General features: G+C 46.1%; 18 protein-coding genes, 1 tRNA gene and 1 riboswitch. Of the genes, 16 read left to right on the top strand and 3 right to left on the bottom strand.

Annotated elements, in window-relative coordinates:
• The first annotated feature begins 12 nt into the window (after window positions 1-12).
• Window positions 13-693, top strand: coding sequence for a DNA alkylation repair protein (locus ACOIT5_RS11695; RefSeq protein WP_423126341.1), 681 nt, complete (start codon window positions 13-15; stop codon window positions 691-693).
• 67 nt (window positions 694-760) lie between these two features.
• On the opposite strand, the gene ACOIT5_RS11690 is transcribed toward ACOIT5_RS11695, so the two are convergent.
• The gene (locus ACOIT5_RS11690) at window positions 761-1,897 is read right to left on the bottom strand and encodes an ISAs1 family transposase (protein ID WP_423126340.1); all 1,137 of its coding nucleotides are present in this window, start codon (window positions 1,895-1,897) and stop codon (window positions 761-763) included.
• Between the two features lie 141 nt (window positions 1,898-2,038).
• A riboswitch (TPP riboswitch) is annotated at window positions 2,039-2,138 on the top strand.
• A 76-nt stretch (window positions 2,139-2,214) separates the two neighbouring features.
• Here ACOIT5_RS11690 and thiM point away from each other — a divergent pair.
• Genes thiM through thiD form a run of 5 tightly spaced genes read left to right on the top strand, consistent with a single transcriptional unit; the run spans window position 2,215 to window position 6,178 of the window.
• On the top strand, window positions 2,215-3,009 hold the full coding sequence (gene thiM, locus ACOIT5_RS11685) for a hydroxyethylthiazole kinase (RefSeq protein ID WP_423126339.1): 795 nt from the start codon (window positions 2,215-2,217) through the stop codon (window positions 3,007-3,009).
• A gap of 2 nt (window positions 3,010-3,011) precedes the next feature.
• Complete coding sequence (gene thiE, locus ACOIT5_RS11680) at window positions 3,012-3,647, top strand: thiamine phosphate synthase (protein WP_423126338.1); 636 nt, start codon at window positions 3,012-3,014, stop codon at window positions 3,645-3,647.
• Window positions 3,644-4,294 (top strand): TenA family protein, encoded by a 651-nt coding sequence (locus tag ACOIT5_RS11675; RefSeq protein ID WP_423126337.1) that lies wholly within the window; start codon window positions 3,644-3,646, stop codon window positions 4,292-4,294. Before thiE ends, ACOIT5_RS11675 begins: the two co-directional genes overlap by 4 nt.
• 52 nt (window positions 4,295-4,346) lie before the next feature.
• On the top strand, window positions 4,347-5,348 hold the full coding sequence (gene thiL, locus ACOIT5_RS11670; protein WP_423126336.1) for a thiamine-phosphate kinase: 1,002 nt from the start codon (window positions 4,347-4,349) through the stop codon (window positions 5,346-5,348).
• 23 nt (window positions 5,349-5,371) lie between these two features.
• Window positions 5,372-6,178, top strand: a complete 807-nt coding sequence (gene thiD / locus ACOIT5_RS11665) for a bifunctional hydroxymethylpyrimidine kinase/phosphomethylpyrimidine kinase (RefSeq protein ID WP_423126335.1) — start codon at window positions 5,372-5,374, stop codon at window positions 6,176-6,178.
• 48 nt (window positions 6,179-6,226) lie between these two features.
• On the opposite strand, the gene ACOIT5_RS11660 is transcribed toward thiD, so the two are convergent.
• Window positions 6,227-6,313 (bottom strand) — tRNA-Ser (locus ACOIT5_RS11660).
• A 137-nt stretch (window positions 6,314-6,450) separates the two neighbouring features.
• Here ACOIT5_RS11660 and ACOIT5_RS11655 point away from each other — a divergent pair.
• The 8 genes from ACOIT5_RS11655 (at window position 6,451) to ACOIT5_RS11620 (ending at window position 17,634) form a co-directional block, all read left to right on the top strand.
• The gene (locus ACOIT5_RS11655) at window positions 6,451-7,224 is read left to right on the top strand and encodes a Bax inhibitor-1/YccA family protein (protein ID WP_423126334.1); all 774 of its coding nucleotides are present in this window, start codon (window positions 6,451-6,453) and stop codon (window positions 7,222-7,224) included.
• A gap of 280 nt (window positions 7,225-7,504) precedes the next feature.
• Window positions 7,505-8,044 carry an RNA polymerase sigma-70 factor gene (locus ACOIT5_RS11650; protein WP_423126333.1) on the top strand — a complete coding sequence of 180 codons (540 nt, stop codon included), beginning with the start codon at window positions 7,505-7,507 and terminating at the stop codon, window positions 8,042-8,044.
• Between the two features lie 135 nt (window positions 8,045-8,179).
• Window positions 8,180-9,172, top strand: coding sequence for a FecR family protein (locus ACOIT5_RS11645; RefSeq protein WP_423126332.1), 993 nt, complete (start codon window positions 8,180-8,182; stop codon window positions 9,170-9,172).
• 110 nt (window positions 9,173-9,282) lie between these two features.
• A complete protein-coding gene (locus tag ACOIT5_RS11640; RefSeq protein WP_423126331.1) occupies window positions 9,283-12,705 on the top strand; it encodes a TonB-dependent receptor in 3,423 nt (1,140 codons plus the stop codon).
• A gap of 12 nt (window positions 12,706-12,717) precedes the next feature.
• The gene (locus tag ACOIT5_RS11635; RefSeq protein WP_423126330.1) at window positions 12,718-14,319 is read left to right on the top strand and encodes a RagB/SusD family nutrient uptake outer membrane protein; all 1,602 of its coding nucleotides are present in this window, start codon (window positions 12,718-12,720) and stop codon (window positions 14,317-14,319) included.
• Between the two features lie 199 nt (window positions 14,320-14,518).
• Complete coding sequence (locus tag ACOIT5_RS11630) at window positions 14,519-15,520, top strand: amidohydrolase family protein (protein ID WP_423126329.1); 1,002 nt, start codon at window positions 14,519-14,521, stop codon at window positions 15,518-15,520.
• 151 nt (window positions 15,521-15,671) lie between these two features.
• Window positions 15,672-16,841, top strand: coding sequence for an esterase (locus ACOIT5_RS11625; RefSeq protein WP_423126328.1), 1,170 nt, complete (start codon window positions 15,672-15,674; stop codon window positions 16,839-16,841).
• Window positions 16,842-17,001: 160 nt separating this feature from the next.
• Window positions 17,002-17,634, top strand: a complete 633-nt coding sequence (locus ACOIT5_RS11620; protein WP_423126327.1) for an MBL fold metallo-hydrolase — start codon at window positions 17,002-17,004, stop codon at window positions 17,632-17,634.
• A gap of 8 nt (window positions 17,635-17,642) precedes the next feature.
• On the opposite strand, the gene ACOIT5_RS11615 is transcribed toward ACOIT5_RS11620, so the two are convergent.
• Window positions 17,643-18,404, bottom strand: coding sequence for an IS5 family transposase (locus ACOIT5_RS11615; RefSeq protein ID WP_423126326.1), 762 nt, complete (start codon window positions 18,402-18,404; stop codon window positions 17,643-17,645).
• A gap of 202 nt (window positions 18,405-18,606) precedes the next feature.
• Between ACOIT5_RS11615 and ACOIT5_RS11610 the strand changes: the two genes are divergently transcribed.
• Together ACOIT5_RS11610 and ACOIT5_RS11605 are read left to right on the top strand one after the other, a co-directional pair.
• Window positions 18,607-18,753 carry a hypothetical protein gene (locus ACOIT5_RS11610; RefSeq protein ID WP_423126325.1) on the top strand — a complete coding sequence of 49 codons (147 nt, stop codon included), beginning with the start codon at window positions 18,607-18,609 and terminating at the stop codon, window positions 18,751-18,753.
• A 124-nt stretch (window positions 18,754-18,877) separates the two neighbouring features.
• The gene (locus ACOIT5_RS11605; RefSeq protein ID WP_423126324.1) at window positions 18,878-19,735 is read left to right on the top strand and encodes an alpha/beta hydrolase; all 858 of its coding nucleotides are present in this window, start codon (window positions 18,878-18,880) and stop codon (window positions 19,733-19,735) included.
• Window positions 19,736-19,826: the final 91 nt, after the last annotated feature.

Raw genomic sequence — 19,826 nt, 5'->3', positions numbered from 1 at the left:
TAATTTATGGTTATGAATATCTTATTGGACGATCCGGAAACAGAAAAAATATTTCAGGAATTACTGGCAAAAATCAGGCTGCGAAAAAACGGTGAAACCGTTGCACAGATGAAGGCTCACGGCATAGTCTACAAAATGAATTGGGGCGCTTCGGTGATCTCGCTTCGCGAACTGTCCCGGCAATACGAAAAAAATCATTTACTGGCCTTGAAGCTTTGGAACAAACAATGGCGCGAGACCATGATCCTGGCAACGTTGCTCGATGAGCCGGAGAAGCTGACCGAAGAACAAATGGATTTTTGGACGAAGAGCTTTGAACAGGCCGAAATTGCAGAACAGGCAGTGGCTAATCTATTTGTATACTCAAAGTTTGCCTTTATCAAAGCACTGGAATATTGCTGCGGAAAAAAACAACTGGTAAAATACACCGGCCTGCATTTGATCGGGCGGCTGGCGATGGTCGACAAAAAAGCCATTGATGAAATGTTCGAACCTTTTTTCAACGTGTTGTTTTCGCTGATTAAAGATCCCGAATTGGGACAAATCATCTACCGGACCGTGATTCTCATGGCTAATCGTGGCACCACCTTGCGTGAATCGTGCAAAAACTTTCTGGAATTGGTGCTGGAGATGGAAGAAGAACATCCGAAAAAGCTGGCGGCCATCCTGCTCGAAGATATTGCGTCCATGTAATTTACCCGGGCTGCGGCAAAATAAAACAGCTCCGGTTTTTCCGCCGGCCCGTTCAGGGAAATCGCTTTTAAACTTTGAGTACTTTTTCTCTGTAATCGTCTTTCAGTGCAGCAAAGAGCCTTTTCTTTTTTTTGGATGCTTTAAGTGATGGTTCCTTTTCGAGCAAGGCCAGGGCAATTTTGGCAATAATATTAAAGTTCCTCGCTGAGTAATCCTTCTTTTTTAATAAGTTATCCTCGTTGAATACCACGTCCAAAGACCAGTGCAGGTTATTTTCTACTGCCCAATGAGAACGGATAGCCTGGTTTAGTTTTGCCGGGTCTGGTTTCAGGGAGGTAATGTAATACCTGGTTTCTTCACTGGTTTGCCCTGTTTGTTTAATATACCGTTCGCTCTTGATTTGTACCACCGACCGTATCCCCTCCCATTGTTCTTTCTCGTCCATAAAGTCCAGCTTCCCGGTGGCACGGCATGTCCTGGTTTCAACTCTTCCATGTCCGGCATCAATTGTCTGGTCCTGGGTGCAATCTTTCTGGATACGGAATATTTTCTCAACCTGTTCTTTGAGTTCCTTTTGATTGTCTTTCACCATTAAAATGTAGTCGGCTTTTTGCCCGATGATCTTGCGGGCAATTTCTTTTTGGCACCCCATCGCGTCAATGGTAACGATGCACCCTTTGATGGCAAGTAGTTCAAGCAACTGTGGAATGGCCACAATTTCATTTTCTTTCTGGTCAACCCCAACCTGGCCCAGGCATAAACGGCTTTGTGCGGCATAGGCAGAAACCACATGCACTGCTGATTTGGGTATACCCAACCGGCCTGAACCGCAAATGCTTTTCCCGTCAAATGCAATAACCTCCCCTTTGGTCAGATCAGAAATAGAGTTGACCCAGGCCATGAAACATTCATTAAAACGCACCGGGTCCAACCGGCAGAAAAGCTTCCCGAGAACATCATGGGACGGTATTCCGTGCTTGTAGGGAAAAAAACGCCGGAGCCACTCCAGCTTCGCCTTGCCAAACAACTGGATAGAGACCCATTCTTCTGCACCGCTGATCACAGCAGCAATAACAAGAAAAAGTATCTCGTCGAGCGGGTAATAAAAATGGCCTTTGTTTGTTCTGCGGGGATCTTCCAAGGTAGAGAAAAATTGTTGGAAAACATTTTGTTTAGTACGATTTTCTGCGTTTTGAACAGTCATTTTTTTGACGAAACCCAAAACCGTGATAAATATAGTAATAATTATTCAAGCTATGAAGAACATTAATATTTTAAAAGCGATTTCCCTGCCGGCCCGTTGATCCGGCTTTTCCAATTGAAAAATATTACTACTTTTGCTTCATCATCTCGTTAGGGGTGTCTGTGCAGGTGCACAGGCTGAGATCAGACCCTAATAACCTGAAATGTATCATAACAGCGGAGGGAAACGAGAATTGTATTTGAACCTGTTTTTAACGAAATTCATACAAGCCGTTTCGCATTTCTGCGGAGCGGTTTTTTTATTTTAAACGAAATATCATGATAAACGCAATTTCCATCAGCGCTGATTTGGCTGCCGTACGCAGCCGGTCGCCCTTAGTTCATAACATCACCAATTTTGTTGTGATGAACAATACGGCTAATGCCTTATTGGCCCTGGGAGCATCACCGGTCATGGCCCATGCTGCCGAAGAAGTGACCGACATGGTTGGGATCGCTTCGGCCCTGGTCATCAACATGGGAACGCTGAGTCGCCACTGGGTCGACGGAATGTTACTGGCTGGAAAAGCCGCTCGCCAAAAAGGCATTCCCGTTGTTTTTGATCCCGTTGGAGTGGGCGCTACTCCCTACCGCAACGAAACGGCCGCTCAAATCGTTGAACAATGCAAGCCAACCATCATCCGGGGGAATGCTTCCGAAATCATGGCATTGGCCAATGAAAACAGCCCGACCAAAGGCGTTGACAGCACCGCAGCTTCGGGCTCGGCGGTTGAGGCGGCCAAACGACTGGCTGCGCAAACCGGGGCAATCATCGTCATCAGCGGCGCCGAAGATTTTATTACCGATGGCAACCAGGTACTTTCCATCAAAAATGGCTCGCCCCTGATGCCCAAAGTAACCGGGATGGGCTGCACGGCAACGGCAGTAATCGCTGCATTTGCATCCGTAAACTCCGATCCGCTGATGGCGGCTGCCCATGCAATGGCCGTGATGAGCATTGCCGGCGAACTGGCAACAGCAAAATCGGCCGGCCCGGGTACCCTGCAGCTGCATTTTATTGATGTCCTGTTCAGTCTTTCGCCCGAAGATATTGAACGTATCTTTAAAGCCTAACCATGAAGGATTTCGATTTAAGCCTTTACCTGGTCACCGATCGCGAATTATCGCTGGGCCGTCCGCTGGAATTTATCGTGGAGGAGGCGGTAAAAGGAGGCGTTACCATGATACAGCTGCGCGAAAAAAATTGCAGTTCGCACGAATTTTATGAGCTGGCGCTTCGGTTAAAAGAACTGCTGTCACCACTACGGGTCCCACTCATCATTAACGACCGGCTCGACATTGCCCTGGCTGCAAATGCCGATGGTTTACACATCGGACAAAGCGATTTGCCATGGAAAGTGGCGCGCAAGCTCCTGGGCAAAGATAAAATCCTCGGACTTTCTGTAGAAACCGTTCAGCAGGCTATCGAATCGAATGAAATGGACGTCGATTATATCGGGATTTCACCGGTTTTTGCAACGCCGACCAAAACCGACACCTTTGAACCGTTTGGACCGGAAGGCGTAACGAAGGTCAGTTCCCTGTCCAAACATCCAACCGTCGCGATCGGTGGAATTAAGCTCAGCAATGCCCGACAAATCATCGCGTGTGGCGCCGGCGGGATTGCCGTGGTTTCGGCCATCTCATCGGCTGAAAATCCAATGAAAGCGGCACAACTACTTAAAAACGAAATTTTAATTTCCACAAAATGACAAAATGGACTGAACAGGCTTGGAAAACCGCCGAACCGATTTACGAAAAAATACTCGACCTGCCTTTTTTGCATGAACTGATAGCCGGTAGCTTAGCGCGCGAAAAGTTTCTGTTTTACCTGAAGCAGGATGCGCTTTATCTGTCGGAATACGGAAAAATACTGGCAGGCATTGCCGCAAAACTCGACCGGAAAGCATGGAGAGAAGCCTTTCTTCATTTTTCGGCTGATACGGTTTCGGTAGAGCAGGCCTTACACCAGTATTTCTTGAAAGACGAAGCCCCGGCAGTTATGCCTTCGCCAAGCTGTATGCTTTACACCGGACACATGTATCGGCAATTGGCCAATGGCTCAACCGAAGAAGTTCTGGCCAGCGTGTTGCCCTGTTTTTGGGTTTACCAGAAGGTGGGCAATTACATTGTCGAACGCCAAACTCAAAACGAAAATCCCTACCAGTCGTGGATTGACACATACGGAGGCGAAGAATTTGCACGGGCGGTTCAAACAGCCCTCGAAATTTGTAACGAAACGGCTGCTGCCTGCACCGACGCCGGGCGGGAAGCCATGACGCGGGCGTTTCTTCTTTCGTTCAAAATGGAATGGATGTTCTGGAACAGCGCCTGGAACATGGAGCAATGGCCGGTTTAACAGCCGCCGGAGCCTGGCTGCGATGTTTTACAAATGCGAAAAAAAGAACGTAATGAAACTCAATGAAATAGGAGAATTTGGCTTTATCGAACGTTTTTCGCCGGCGTTTGACCAGTTGCTTACCCGGCAGATGACAGGTATTGGCGACGATTGCGCGATCCTTCCGATGAACGAAACGGAAGATTTGCTGGTAACCACCGATCTGCTCATGGAAGATGTGCACTTCCTCCGGGATGAAATTTCACCGCAACAACTCGGATACAAATCAGTTGCCGTAAACCTGAGCGATATTGCAGCTATGGGCGGCGAGCCCCTGGGAACTTTCCTTTCAATCGCAATTCCTCCGGAAACAGAGGTGGAATATCTTGATGCCCTGATGGAAGGTTATCAGGAAATTTCCCGAAAATACAAGGTTCCGCTTTTGGGTGGCGACACCACCAGGTCGGTCAGCCATCTGGCCATCAATGTGTGTGTGGTCGGGAAATGTGCCAAAGGCAAGGCCCGGCTGCGCTCAATGGCTCAGGTGGACGATGTGGTTTGTGTGACGGGCTTTCTGGGTGATTCAGCGGGCGGGCTTCAGGTTGTATTGAACCGGCTAAAATCATCTCCCGACCGGGAATACCTGCTTGCCAGACATTACCTGCCTGAACCCCGGTTAGCCGAAGGACGATTTCTGAGCAGTTTACCGGGAGTTCATGCCATGATGGATATTTCCGACGGTATCGCTTCCGACCTGAAACACATCCTCAAAACATCGGGCAAAACGGCCCGGATTAATCTGGACCAGCTCCCTGTTTCCAGTGCTCTGACACGGATTTGCAACGAGCAGGGCTGGAACGCGACAGACCTGGCTATCGGAGGCGGCGAGGATTACGAACTGCTTCTCACGGTGGCGCCCGGGCAGGTAGAAGCGCTTCAGCAAAAGTTTCAAACAGAATTCGGCAAAGCCCTTTATCCGGTTGGAACCATTGATGAAGGATCTCCCGTTATTCGCTGGTTTCAGAATGAAACAGAAGTTCAGCTTTCGAAGAACGGTTTTAACCATTTCTTATAAACGCACAACACAAATCAGCAATTATGCAATACAAACGCGTTTTAACCATAGCCGGCAGCGACCCGAGCGGCGGAGCCGGCATTCAGGCCGATTTGAAAACCATGTCGGCTTGCGGATGTTTTGGGACCTCGGCAATTACGGCAGTCGTCGACGAAAATACAGTGGGCGTATTTGGGGTACATCCGGTTCCCGTTCCCTTCGTTCAGGGACAAATTAAGTCGGTACTCGACGATATTGGCGCCGATGCCATTAAAATCGGCATGTTACACTCGTCGGAACTGATCCGGGGAGTAAAGGAAACCTTATCGCATTATCCGATCCGGAATATCGTCCTCGATCCGGTGATGGTTGCCACCTCGGGCGACAAACTGTTGCAGGACGAAGCCATTTCGACCTTGAAGAACGAGCTGATTCCTTTCGCCAGGGTGATCACTCCGAACATTCCCGAAGCAGAAATCCTGTTGGGCGAGAGCATCCGGGGACAGTCGGATTTATCGCGGGTGATTAAAAAACTCTCATGCGGCGGGAAGGTCTCTGTTTTGCTCAAAGCCGGGCATCTTGAAGACGACGAACTGACTGACCTTTTTTATAACGCCGAAACCGATGACATCCTGGAACTCCGGTCTAAACGGGTACCTACGCGCAATACACACGGAACCGGATGCACCTTTTCGTCGGCAGTGGCATCTTTTCTTGCGCACCATCTGCCGTTAAACGATGCGGTATACCATGCCAAAGAATACATCAGCCAGGCAATTATACACGGGGCAAACTATCAAACAGGCAACGGACACGGACCGGTCCATCATTTCTTTAACTTCTGGGAATAATACGGAAAAATCAGTGGACAACTTTGACGAAGAACCCGGTTATAAATGCGGAGAGTGAGGGATTCGAACCCCCGGTACCCCGAAGGGTACAACAGATTTCGAGTCTGCCCCGATCGACCACTCCGGCAACTCTCCAATGGGGGACGAAATTATAAAAAATAAAGCTACCGTGTCAATATCTTTGCATGAAATTTCGGCAGCTTTTTCGGTAAAGAGTTTTTTGGCATTATTTTTATTACTTTAATCCCTGAATTTTAAACGACACAAGTGAAATGAATTTAACAAAATCATCAAATCCTGTTTTTGGGAATGCTGTTTACGATCGTGTTCAAACCGGTACGCAGGCAGGTCATATGACGATTGAAGGAACCGTCAATAAGACCGGCCTGATGTTATTGATACTGATATTTGCGGCCGTCTTTACCTGGCGGAAATTTTTTGCTGCTTTTGATTACTCAACGCCTGAGTCGGCCTTCCAGGCGGTGTCAATCTGGTTGCTGGCCGGAGGGATCGGGGGATTTATAACCGCGCTGATCACTGTGTTCAGTCCGCGCCGGGCCAATATAACAGCCCCTGTTTACGCGGTATTCGAAGGCTTGTTCCTCGGGGCAATCTCTGCTTTTTTTGAAAGTATGTATCCCGGACTGGTGATGCGCGCCGTTGCATTAACCTTTGGGGTGTTCCTGATCATGCTGACCTTGTACCGCTCCGGAAAAATTCGGGCAACCGGTAAATTCAGAATGGGCATTTTGGCAGCAACCGGAGGAATTGCGCTGATCTATTTTGTCAGTTTTATTGCCGGATTGTTTGGTGCAAACCTAAACTTCCTATACGGCAGCGGAACAATCGGCATTGGATTTAGCCTGGTGGTTGTAGCGATCGCCTCCCTGAACCTGATCCTTGATTTTGACTTTATTGAACGCGGAGCAGCCGGTGGTGCGCCAAAATACATGGAGTGGTACGGCGCTTTTGGCCTGATGGTAACTTTGATCTGGTTATACATTGAGATATTGAGGCTTTTGGCGAAATTTGCCAAACGCGATTAATTGTCTTATGATATCTGAACGGGAGAGACGGCAAAACCTTATCCAAAATTCAAGCGTACCTGCCTTTCGTTCTATTGCTGAAAGAAATTCAAACAGAGCTCAACGGATGTTGGGCTTTTTGTGTTTAATAATACGAAACACCATGATACCCGTTTTTTTCAAACACCCAAACAGATGCGTAAGTAGGACACGATGCCTGTTGTAAAATAAAAAATATCGAATTTGGATTGATTTCTTTTCAGGTTTGCGTATCATTGCAGTAAATCATTGTATCCACGGCATGGACAAAACAGATGATCAATTATTCCAGCGTGTCAAGCAAGATGATTATTTAAGTTTTAATCTGCTGTTTACGCGGTATTATGCCCGTCTGTGTGTTTTTGTGTACGAATACATCAAGGATGAAGCGGTTGCCGAAGATCTGATTCAAGATCTTTTTCTGAAACTGTGGACCGAACGCAAACGGATTGAAATCCGCGATCGGGTAATCTCTTACCTGTATAAAGCATCGCGGAATGCTGCCCTGAATTATCTCCGGTCTGAAACAAATAAACAGAAAGCAATTAACAAACTGGTATTGGCTGCAAGCCAGACGGAAGATGAATTTTCCGATTTTGACGAATTTATGGCTCAGGTACAGGTATGTATTGATGAATTGCCCGACAGGAGCAAACAAGTTTTTGTAATGAGCCGGATTGATGGCATGAAGCATACCGAAATTTCGGAAGGATTGGGAATATCCGTAAAAACCATTAAAAACCAAATTTGGAAATCGATGCAATATTTGCGTTCCTGCCTCCAACAGAAAAATGTCATGTAGTCATTTGTCATTCCTCAGAATATTTTTTGCTTTCCGGTTCGCGGAAACTTTTTTTCTTCGAAGAAATAAAAAAAGTGATTTTCGGATAGGACTTTTTACAGGGTGCAGTGTCATACCTGTAAAAAGCCGAAAATAATGGATGAGCAAAAAAAATTGGGCGAGCAGTTAATCGATCATTTCTCTTCTACAGATGGCGCCGAGGGTAAACACAGCCCTGAACTAGACAAATGGATACAATCATCGTCCGAGAACAAAAAAATCTTTCTGGACATGCTTCGCATTTGGCAAAATACAAAGCGCCTGTCCAAAATGCGTGCATTTGACCCGCAGCGTGCATGGCAACAAGTTGATGGGAAAATCGGTCGCCAACAGCGCAAAAGGCAACAAGTTTATCGTCTGGCTTATACCCTTTCAGGCATGGCTGCCACCTTGTTGATTGTCATCGGCCTGCAGTTACATTTTTCAGTTTTTTCCGATAATCCGGTTTCATTAGCTGCGTCCACCACCTACGGCAGTCGAACCGAAATCACGCTTCCCGACGGAACAGCCGTCCACCTGAATGCCGGATCCTCTATTTCTTATCAACGAAACGCTTCGAACCGGGACCGACAGGTTTCATTTTCAGGAGAAGGTTTTTTTGATGTGGCCAAAAGCAATCATCCATTTGTGATTACCACCGGCGATGGTATGAAGTTAAAAGTATTGGGAACAAAATTTAATCTGCAAGCCTACCCCGGCGACGCCATCATCCAAACTGCATTGATTGAAGGCAAAGTCGAATTGCAGGTTGAAGGAGGTCATACGCTCACGCTACTGTCCGGGCAAACAGCCAACTTCGAAAAAAATGGAAAAACACTTAGCCTGGTTCAGGGCCCGATGGCACAAGTGCTAAGCTGGTTGGAAAATAAACTGTATATGGATCATATGTCTTTGGGTGAAGTTTGCAAAAGACTGGAACGCCAGTATGATGTTCGGATCGAAATCGAAGATCAAATACTCGCAGGTTCAATTCATTACAGCGGCGTCCTTAGCGAAGAAACGATATCTGATGTGCTTGATGCACTTTGTGCATTGAGCGAAATCCATTACACAATGAAAGGGAAAAACATTTTTATCACTAAAAAATAACGCCTATGAGTACTAAAAACGGGAAATGTTCCCGCATTCCCCGTTTTGTAATTCTCCAAACTAATGCGATCACATTAGCTTGATTTATTAACTAATTACACTACAAACTTATGAAAAAAAATTATGAATCCGGGAAAGGAATATACCTTATTTCCCACAAGTATTGGCGAATGATGAAGCTTACTGTTTTTTTTCTCATTGCTCTTGCCATGCACGTTACGGCAACTGTCTATTCTCAAAACACGCGATTGTCGTTATCCGTGCAGAATAGCACCATCAAAGATGTACTACACCAAATCGAATTGCAAAGTGAGTATCGGTTTATCTATACGAACGAGACCATCAACCTGGATCGGAAAGTTGATCTTCAAATTCAGAACAAGCAGGTCGAAGCCGTTTTGGACGAATTGTTCAAAAATGAAGGCATCAATTATCGGATTACCGACAACAATCTGATCATTATCAATCCGTTGAACAGGGAAGAACAGGCTGAATTCAGACGCCAAACCTTGATGCAGCAGGAAATCGCGGTTAAAGGGCAAGTGACTGACGGTATCGGGCAGCCGCTTCCGGGGGTTACAGTGGTAATAAAAGGTGAAACGATCGGGACAATTACTGATGTAAACGGGTATTATCTTCTGAATAAAGTTCCCGGTAATGCGGTGCTGGTTTTCTCTTTTGTCGGCATGAAATCTCAGGAAGTTGAAGTTATGGGACGGCAGGAAATCAGCCTTACACTGGAGGAGGAAACCATTGGGTTGGAAGAGGTTGTGGCGATTGGCTATGGTGTTCAGCGAAAAAGCGATCTCACCGGCGCTATTTCGCAGGTAAAAGCCACCGACATGGAAAACCGCACCATTACCCGGCCCGAGCAAGCTTTGCAAGGAAAAACCGCAGGTGTGCAGATCATCCAGACCTCCGGAGCGCCTGGAAAAAGTGCAACGGTCCGTATCCGTGGATACAGTACCAATGCCTCATCTGATCCGCTTTATGTAGTTGACGGGCTGCGTACAACAGACATCGGTTCCATTGACCCGAATAATATTGAGTCTATGGAGGTATTAAAGGATGCTGCCTCGGCCGCCATATACGGAGCACAGGCAGGCAACGGGGTGGTGCTGATTACCACAAAAAAAGGTAAAAAAGGGGCAGGCAAAATTTCATATGACTTTCAATACGTTACCAACCAGCTGAACCGGATACCGAAGGTGATGAATGCCGAAGAGTACATCAATTACATGACAGAGGGCAACCACATTACTCCCGGGGAAATCAACTCGGTTTGGGATGGGACGACAGATACCGATTGGACAGATGTAGCTTTCGAAAACTCGCTGATGCAAAAACACAACCTGAGCTTTCAGGGAGGAAACGAGCGCGGCTCGTATAACCTGTCCCTTTCATACCTCGACCAAAACGGGATTGTGCGTGGCGATAAGGACGTGTATTCGCGCATGACAGCCATGATCAACGGTGACTACAACATCAACAGCTGGTTAAAAGTGGGAACAACCAATGTGGTTGAACGCTGGAAAACCAAATCGGTTTCCGAAAACTCGGAATACGGTAGTTTGCTGGCTGCCGTATTGACGATGGACCCGCTTACACCAGCCTATTTTACCGAAGATAATCTTCCGGATTATATGCAAGGCTACCTAAACTCAGGGAAAGTGCTTCTGCAGGATGAAACAGGCCGATACTACGGATTATCCGAAATTTACAAGGCAGACCAGGTGCATCCGTTACTCATGCGCGACCGCACGGATGCTGAATATCAGGGAGCTAATGTGATCGGAACAATTTATGCTGATTTTAAGCCATTCAAAAACTTCACCGTTACGTCTAAGTTAGGTTATCGAGGCTCATTCTATAGCAGCTATTACTTCGATTACATTTATTATGCAAATGATGTCACCAAAAATGATAACATCGGTGTGGGCCGTACGAACTCAAATAGTCTCTATTATCAGTGGGAGAATTTTGCCAATTACACCTACGATGCCGGCGATCATCACCTGACTGCCATGTTGGGGATATCGTATTCCGAGCCCTATTCGACTACTGTTACAGCCAGCGGAAATGCGATTACCAAAGACGATCCAATGTTCCGCGATCTGGATTATCTTTCGCCAACTGCCGCCAAAAGTATTGCCGGTGGATATTCCGATACAGGACGCCAGTTTTCGTATTTTGGACGTTTGAGTTATAATTTTGCCGATAAGTATCTTATTCAGGCTTCGTTGCGGCGCGATGCCAGCGATTTGTCCATCCTTCCGGCCGAAAACCGCTGGGGAACCTTTCCGGCTGTTTCAACTGGCTATGTCATTTCAAACGAAGACTTTTTCCCAAGATCAACCCCGGTAAATTTCATGAAGTTACGGGCAAGCTGGGGCCAGAATGGCAGTATCGGTCCACTGGGCGGGTTCAGGTACAGGGCATCAATCGGCTCTGATGGAAGTTATCCCTATTCCGATAACATTGCCTATCAGGTTGCCTCTTTCCCCAGCACTCTCAGTAATCCGGAGTTGAAATGGGAAACATCTGAGCAACTTGACCTTGGGTTTGACCTGCGCGCATTCAACGACCGGTTGACCTTCTCGTTCGACTATTTCGACAAAAAAACAAAAGACTTGCTGGTGGAAACAACACCGCCTTATGAAACCGGTGTGAGTTCGGTTACTGTAAATGCAGGGAATGTGTCGAACAAAGGCCTTGAGTTTGAGTTGGGCTGGAGCGAACGGATCAATAAATTCAGTTACAGCATCCGGGGTAACCTGGCCACCCTCAAAAATAAAGTAACGTATCTCGACCCCACAATCTCACGCATCAACGGGGCCTCATTCCACACGCAAGCCGGCATTACTGTGTTTGAGCAGGGTTATCCGGTTTGGTATATGCGGGGTTTCGAACTGGCAGATATTGATGATGCTACAGGCGATCCGGTTTTCGTGGATCAACTAACTGTAGATACCGATGGCGACGGTAAACCGGATACAGCCGACGGAAGTATTACTGATGACGACAAAGTAATGTTGGGAAGCGGGATCCCTGATTTTACCTATGGGATTACGATTAACGCCAGCTATAAAGGTTTTGACTTGGTTTTGTTCGGAACGGGGTCGGAAGGGAACGATATTTATAATGCCCTCACCCGTATTGACCGACCGCGTGGTAATAAGCTGAAAATATTCTACGACGATCGATGGACCACATCCAATACCGATGCCTCCAGACCAAGGCCAAACGCCAACGGCGAAGACAAATACTGGATTAGCAGTGATGCTGTAATGAATGGATCATTTTTTAAGATTAAGCAAATACAGTTAGGCTACACCTTACCAAAAGCCGTCAGTAAAAAATTGTACATGAGTAGCCTGAGGGTATATACCTCTTTGGACGATTGGTTTGTATTCACTAATTATCCGGGTTTTGACCCTGAAGCCTCGGCAGGCTCAACCTCATCGCTGGGTGTCGATAAAGGCTCCTATCCTAATTCCAGGAAGGTCGTGTTTGGTGTTAATGTAACCTTTTAAAAACTGAAAATTATGAGAACAAAATTAATATACCTGATCGCTGTCTTATTCAATATGGGGATTTTTACTGCTTGTGAAAGCCTGTTGGATGATGTGGAACAACAAGGGACCACTTCGATAGAAAACTTTTATAAAACGGACTCGGATGCGGAAGAAGCTATTGCATCTGTGTACTTTCAGTGGCGGAGTCAGGCATTTAACGATTTTTTTCTGAAAAATACACTCTCTGACGATATCTACTCCGGAGGTGGTTCCCGGGGCGATAACTCTACTCTGGAACAACTGAGTGAATACCGGTTTTCGACTTCAAACTCGACCATGTCTGACTATTTTAGCGGACTTTATACCTTGATTTATCGATCAAACCTGGTGATCAACAATTTTACGGATGATACGGAGGCAAAACGCCGGGCTATTGCCGAAGCAAAAGTGGCGCGCGGCTGGGCATATTTGAATCTGGTTACTTTATGGGGCCCGGTTCCTTTTGTCACCAGCCAACTTGCGCCAAGCGAGTACCAACAGCCAAACGGAACGCTAAGCGAAATTTGGGGGCAAATTGAAACCGACTTGTCAGAAGCTGCCGCATCCGGGGCGTTGCCCGAAAAAGCAAGTGAAGCTGATAAATCTGTCGGCGGCAGATTGAGCAAACAGGCAGCTCTTTCATTTTTGGGCAAGGCACAGGTTTTTCAGGGGAAATACAGCGAAGCGGCCACCACCTTAAAATCAGTTATCAATTCCGGCAAATACAAATTGATTGACAATTACGAAAATGTGCTCCGCAAAGTGGAAGATTTTGGACCGGAAAACATTTTCGAGGTCAACTCGATAAACGATGGTGAAAATGCTTTTAATCAGGGAACAACCATATTGGGTAATATGTACGGTTGGCGAAGTGACCGGCTCAACCTGAATGGTTACTGGTTTGGGGCGCATGATTTGTATCCCGGAGGCTGGGGCTTTGCTAACCCCCGGGAAAACTTGTACAATGCTTTTGTTGAAATGGAAGGAACAGCAGGTTACCGGCTGAACGCTACGGTAAAAACATATCAGCAGGTAATGACAATTGGCGCTCCGGCTGCCCCGGTTACGGTGAATGCAGGAACCAGTCTTTATGGCCACGAAGGCTATTTCAACTGGAAATGGCGTTTTCTGGGATCCGAAGTTATTCCCAATTCGTGGGGATTGGCTACTGATAACAACTACCGGATTATGCGTTATGCCGAAGTACTTCTGCTGGCTGCCGAGTCATGCCTGTTATCCGGCGACGGCGAGAATGCGCTCAATTATATCAACCAAATTCGCAACCGCGCCCAATTGCCGGCTTTATCGGCGGTTACGCTAGATGATATTAAAAAGGAGAAACGGTTGGAATTATGCATTGAACAGGTTCGGTTTCAGGATTTGGTCCGCTGGGGCGATGCCGCTACTGCCCTGGCAGAGCAGGGAAAGCAAGTCCCTGTTTTCACAGGCTTGAGAGAAGATGGGACGCATAATGTGAGCTACCCTTACTCAAATACGGCTTATGGTTTTAAGGCAGGAAAACATGAGCTGCTGCCTTTCCCGGAGCATGAAATGAACGTGAACTCAAACCTGACACAAAATACCGGTTGGTAGTATCAAGTCAACAGTAAACAGACAGAAGGCAGAAGTTTAATTTTCACGACAGGGTGAATCTTTAGTTCTGATTCAGACCGTCTGTTTAAATGTGACGTAACAGTGGTAACCAAATCACCGAAAGTTTTTTCCGGATGTTCTTTCAGAAAAGAAAAATCCTCAACAGCTATCCGGAACTGCCTTCCATAAAATAAAGAATATGAAAATGAATGAAGTTAAAAACGCCCTGATTTTATTTTGCATAGCCTGCGGACTAAATGCCTATTGCCAGTCTTCAGCGCCCGCCAAACGTTTGCCGATCATTGATGTCCATGTGCATACAATGAAAGTAAATCCGGCCTGGTCGTCGCCCATGTGCCCCTGGTTTTTGAGCGATATGCCAGGAGGCGATCCGAACGAACCGGCGTCGTTTTTCATGAACCTGGACTGTTCCGACCCGCTTCAACCGTCCAAAAGTGATGAGGAAATGCAGGCAGCAGTTTTGGAAACTATGGAGCGGTTAAATATGACTATCGTTGCATTTAGCGATGCCGAAATCCTTCATCGCTGGTACAAGGAAGCTCCCAAAGGACGGATCATTCCGGGAATCGGGGTTAGCAATGCGAACGAAATGTCGGTTGAAGCTTTTCGGGATTCGCTGTCAAATGGGTTTTATAAAGTGATGGGCGAGTGTGCCCCGCAGTATCAGGGCATTTCGCCAAGCGATCTGTCATTGGACGAATATTTTGGCATTGCAGAAGAGTTCGGCATTCCTGTTGGCATCCATTTGGGTACCGGCGGAAACGGTATGGCAAACCTGACCCAACCAAAATATCGCGCATCGCTCGGTAACCCCTTTATTCTCGAAGACTTGCTGGCCCGTCACCCCAATCTAAAGGTTTGGGTAATGCACGCCGGCTACCCGATGATTGATGAACTGATTGCCCTGATGGGCGCCAATGCTTATGTTTATTGCGATATTTCGGGCTTCATCTGGAGCTATCCGCTTGACGAAATTCATGCTTATATTAAACGGATTGTACAGGCCGGTTTCGGAAAACGCATCATGTATGGCACCGATTTTATGATGTGGCCAAAACTGTTCGAAACCTCAATTGGCGTTATCGAAAACGCTCAATACTTATCGTTTGATCAGAAACGGGACATCCTGTTCAATAATGCGGTCCGATTTTTCCGTCTGGATGAAAGTCAGTTCAAGTGATACCTGTTTTATTATAAATTCAACTTTTATCGTTTGAATAAGCAAATAGAAAATAAATTTAAAGACAGACTTGTGTCAATTAAACACAATAAAGGAGTTCAAGTCTAATACCTGGCTTTAAATACTTGTTAATTTAACTAAAAACGAAAAAATGAAACGAATCTTCTCACTTACAATTTTGGCGATTCTGTTCTGCGCATCGGCATCTGCCCAACAAGCGCTTTGGGGAGGCACACAAATTACCTCGCCCGAAGTAAACGACGACAAAACGGTAACCTTTCGCTTTCATGCTCCCAATGCCAAAGAAGTAAAACTTACCGGCGACTGGATGCCCTCAGAAGGTTGGGTGCCCGGCTCCGAATCAATGATAAAGGACGACAAGGGAGTGTGGTCTTTCACAACTAAACCGCTTGAATCGGACCTTTATGGTTACGCTTTTCTGGTTGACGGTCTTCGCGGCACCGATCCAAACAATCCTTTTCTGATTCGCGATGTGGCATCAGTGACCAATGTGTTTATTGTTGGCGGCGGAAAAGGCGATTTGTATTCGGTAACTGATGTTCCACACGGTTCGGTAACCCGCCGGTGGTACGACTCACCAAGCCTAAAAAAGCAACGCCGCATCACCATTTATACCCCTCCGGGTTATGAAAACAGCAAGGATAAATACCCGGTGCTGTACCTGTTGCACGGAGCTGGTGGCGACGAAGAAGCCTGGATTAACCTGGGGCGCCTTTCGCAAATTATGGACAACCTTATCGCGCAAGGAAAGGCAAAGCCGATGATTGTTGTCTTGCCCAACGGGAATGTGTCGCAATCGGCGGCACCCGGCGAAGGCTTGAGAGGATTCTACAAACCTCTGTTTATGGTACCCAACACCATGGACGGCAACTACGAGGCTTCGTTCCCCGACATCATGAGGTTTGTTGAAAGCAACTATCGCGTCAAGACCGACAAAACGAACCGGGCCATTGCCGGGCTTTCCATGGGCGGATTCCATTCGCTGCACATCTCCCGCTATTATCCCAACACATTCGATTATGTGGGCTTGTTCTCGGCGGCTATTTTGCCCAATCAGGATGTTTCGCACGAAGTGTACAACGATATCGACGGAAGTTTGAAAATGCAAATGACAAATGGCTATAAGCTTTATTGGATTGGCATGGGCAAAACCGACTTTCTCTACAAATCGGGCGAAGAATACCGTTCTAAACTCGATAGCATGGGCATGAAATACAATTATGTGGAAACTGACGGTGGTCATACCTGGACCAACTGGCGCGTGTATCTTTCACAATTTGCACCAATGCTTTTTAAATAGAATGGTTGGATAGACCACAGAGTTTTCAGGAAATTAGAACAGAAGGGGAAGGTCTTCACTTCTTTGTTCTCCATCTTCCTGATTTCTCGAATCTCTGTGGTTTGTTTCGTCTCTCGGCTATGCCGTCTCAGATTGTTTTAACCGATAAAACCGCCGAACCATGAACCTGAAACCGATCTTCTTAATCACTCTTTTGCTGGTCTGTTTTACCGGAATTTCCGCTTCGGGGCAGGAAGTTTTCAGAAACGATGAGCTCACGATCACCAAACTCGAACAAAATATGTGGGTGATGGAAACCAGCGATCATACCACCATGTACCTGATTGAAGGAACACAAAGGGCCATGCTTATTGACACGGGAACCAAAACAGAGAAACTTGATTCCATCGTGAAACTGATCACGGCAAAGCCGGTTTGTGTTGTCGTTACCCACCTGCATCCCGATCATGCAGGCAATATCCGGTTCTTCGATGAAATTCATTATCATCCGGCCGACACCTTACTACTTGGGAGAAAGGGCGTTTCGTACGACGGAAAAACCAATTTTGTTGCTGACAATCAGAAAATCGATTTGGGAGAAACGGTATTGGAGGTCCATTTAATGCCGGGCCATACTCCCGGTTCAATCGTTTTGATTGATTGGCAATCAGGTATCTGTTACTCGGGCGATACATTTGGCTCGGGACAGGTGTGGATGCAGTTACAGCCGCATGTATCTATGGCCACTTATGCCGAATCGTGCCGAAAAATGGAAGCTTTGATGGAAAATGGCATCACTAAGAGACTGTTTTGAAATCATTGTCAAAATTTGTTAAGCATCAATCTTATCATTGATAATTGGACAAAGGCTGCACTTGTTTCGGTCAACCTTTCATAGTCTTTCGAGGTCCGTCGTTGAAATGAAATCCAGGCAAATGTTCTTTCAACAATCCATCTTTTAGGCAGGATTTTGAATTTGTGGGCTTCATTTCTTTTGACAATTTCGAGGGCCCAACCAAATTTTATCCTGGCTGTCTCTATTAATTCCCCCCGATAACCGCCATCGGCAAATATTTTTACGATCCCTTTTATGTATTTATTTTTAAGGATTTTAAATACAAGTTCTGCGGCCTTGCTGTCATGTGGCGTTGCTGAATGGACTACAATGGCCAGTAGTAAGCCAAGGGTATCAACAACAATGTGCCTTTTTCTGCCCTTAATCTTTTTGCCGCCATCATACCCAATCTCGTCTTGACAAACATTGACTGTTTTAACGGATTGACTGTCAATTATGCCAACAGATGGAACAGGGTTTCTGCCTTTTTGCACCCTGACCTTTTCGACAAGATAATCATGCAATTCCTCCAAAAGCCCGTTTAACTTCCACTGTCTGAAGTAATAATAAACTGTCTGCCATGGCGCAAAGTCGTTGGGGAGCATCCGCCATTGGCAACCGGATTTGGTTATGTACAAAATTGCATTCACAATTGATCGTAAACTATGTTTTCTTTTTCGCTCTTGTTCAAACAAATCTTTTATAACTTGCCACTGGTTATCGGTTAAATCACTTGGGTAAATTTTCATCGTACACTAATTTGTCGTTATTTTAGTGCAAAGAAAATCTAACCTGATATAGTTAGCTGATAACCAATTTTTTAATTATAAACACCTTGGTGTTAATTGCGCTATAATATTTTTTAAATTTAAAATCAAAACAGTCTCTAAAATCTACTGCGGGCATTATCAGTACATTAAAAAAGCACTTGACAAAACATATATCACCGACATGCGGATACTTGCCGGAGAACTTTCAACGGGAATAGCCCCCGAGGCAAAACCTTACCCGGTAAGTGTGCCGATCGGTGCGCAAAACCCGATGATTGTCACCAAGGGAAGCGCAAGTATTGTTTTCGATCCGGAAAACATCAACTAAATGGATTGATGGATGAAGAATCGCGAAAAATGATTGAAGGCTACAACATGCCCGAATACGACAACCTGAAACGCAGCGAATACATGGCGTTTGGGAAAGAAATCTTAAAATCAACCCATACAAAATGAAGAAAATAATTAGCTCATTCGTTTTTATTTGCATGGTGATTACCGCTTTTGCACAATGGCCTGCCATGGGAAAAGTGGAATACAAAACCATGCCCAGCAAAATTTTAAACGAAAACCGCGAATATGCGGTTTACCTCCCCAAGAACTATGCGGAAAATACGGGAAAGGCATACCCTGTGCTTTACTTGTTGCACGGTGGCGGCGGCAACCATACCGACTGGCCGCAAAAAGGAAGCCTGGCCGCTGTTGTCAATCAGCTGACCGAATCGAACGAGGCAACCGAAATGATCATCGTTTGCCCGGAGGCTGGAAAAACGTTCATGAACTATTTCAACAATCCGGTGTGGCGTTACGAAGACTACTTCTTTCAGGAACTGATTCCCTACATTGAATCGAATTACCGGGTGATTGCCGATAAAAAGCACCGGGCAATTGCCGGGCTTTCAATGGGAGGCGGCGGAACTTTCGTTTACGCGTCTCATCATCCCGAAATGTTTTGTTCGGCTTATGCCATGAGCGCTTATTTGTACCATCAGAAAGAGCTGTTTTGGTTGAATACCGACAACGATCCGGTTCAGAAAAAAATACATCAACTGGTGGACGACAACAATGCTGTAAAACTAGTTGAACATGCGGATGCCAGGAAAGTGGAGGCAATGAAAACCGTGAGCTGGTTTATTGATTGCGGTGACGACGATTTTACTTTACGCCCTAATCTCGAGTTGATCATGGCCATGCAACAGGCCGGAATCCCCAGGCAAATCCGCATCCGCGATGGAGGCCACACCTGGGAATACTGGCACTCGGCATTGTATATCGCGATTCCCTTCGTCTCCGATTGTTTCCGAAAATAAATCGTCTGCCAGGAACAGAACTATGGTTCTCTTTTTCACATGAGAATCATTGATATTTGACATAACTTCATGAACACTTTAAACTAAAAAA

Origin of the sequence: Gaoshiqia hydrogeniformans, assembly GCF_049347105.1 — a bacterium.
Lineage (GTDB): Bacteria > Bacteroidota > Bacteroidia > Bacteroidales > Prolixibacteraceae > Gaoshiqia > Gaoshiqia hydrogeniformans.
The sequence above is the reverse complement of the archived record's forward strand: the minus strand, read 5'-3'. Positions and strand labels throughout refer to the sequence as shown.

What these genes read in the sequence shown, in the direction of transcription:
- ACOIT5_RS11695 (WP_423126341.1), top strand. Translation starts at nt 13, where the DNA reads ATGAATATCTTATTGGACGATCCGGAAACAGAAAAAATATTTCAGGAA.
- ACOIT5_RS11690 (WP_423126340.1), bottom strand. Translation starts at nt 1,897, where the DNA reads ATGACTGTTCAAAACGCAGAAAATCGTACTAAACAAAATGTTTTCCAA.
- thiM (WP_423126339.1), top strand. Translation starts at nt 2,215, where the DNA reads ATGATAAACGCAATTTCCATCAGCGCTGATTTGGCTGCCGTACGCAGC.
- thiE (WP_423126338.1), top strand. Translation starts at nt 3,012, where the DNA reads ATGAAGGATTTCGATTTAAGCCTTTACCTGGTCACCGATCGCGAATTA.
- ACOIT5_RS11675 (WP_423126337.1), top strand. Translation starts at nt 3,644, where the DNA reads ATGACAAAATGGACTGAACAGGCTTGGAAAACCGCCGAACCGATTTAC.
- thiL (WP_423126336.1), top strand. Translation starts at nt 4,347, where the DNA reads ATGAAACTCAATGAAATAGGAGAATTTGGCTTTATCGAACGTTTTTCG.
- thiD (WP_423126335.1), top strand. Translation starts at nt 5,372, where the DNA reads ATGCAATACAAACGCGTTTTAACCATAGCCGGCAGCGACCCGAGCGGC.
- ACOIT5_RS11655 (WP_423126334.1), top strand. Translation starts at nt 6,451, where the DNA reads ATGAATTTAACAAAATCATCAAATCCTGTTTTTGGGAATGCTGTTTAC.
- ACOIT5_RS11650 (WP_423126333.1), top strand. Translation starts at nt 7,505, where the DNA reads ATGGACAAAACAGATGATCAATTATTCCAGCGTGTCAAGCAAGATGAT.
- ACOIT5_RS11645 (WP_423126332.1), top strand. Translation starts at nt 8,180, where the DNA reads ATGGATGAGCAAAAAAAATTGGGCGAGCAGTTAATCGATCATTTCTCT.
- ACOIT5_RS11640 (WP_423126331.1), top strand. Translation starts at nt 9,283, where the DNA reads ATGAAAAAAAATTATGAATCCGGGAAAGGAATATACCTTATTTCCCAC.
- ACOIT5_RS11635 (WP_423126330.1), top strand. Translation starts at nt 12,718, where the DNA reads ATGAGAACAAAATTAATATACCTGATCGCTGTCTTATTCAATATGGGG.
- ACOIT5_RS11630 (WP_423126329.1), top strand. Translation starts at nt 14,519, where the DNA reads ATGAAAATGAATGAAGTTAAAAACGCCCTGATTTTATTTTGCATAGCC.
- ACOIT5_RS11625 (WP_423126328.1), top strand. Translation starts at nt 15,672, where the DNA reads ATGAAACGAATCTTCTCACTTACAATTTTGGCGATTCTGTTCTGCGCA.
- ACOIT5_RS11620 (WP_423126327.1), top strand. Translation starts at nt 17,002, where the DNA reads ATGAACCTGAAACCGATCTTCTTAATCACTCTTTTGCTGGTCTGTTTT.
- ACOIT5_RS11615 (WP_423126326.1), bottom strand. Translation starts at nt 18,404, where the DNA reads ATGAAAATTTACCCAAGTGATTTAACCGATAACCAGTGGCAAGTTATA.
- ACOIT5_RS11610 (WP_423126325.1), top strand. Translation starts at nt 18,607, where the DNA reads ATGCGGATACTTGCCGGAGAACTTTCAACGGGAATAGCCCCCGAGGCA.
- ACOIT5_RS11605 (WP_423126324.1), top strand. Translation starts at nt 18,878, where the DNA reads ATGAAGAAAATAATTAGCTCATTCGTTTTTATTTGCATGGTGATTACC.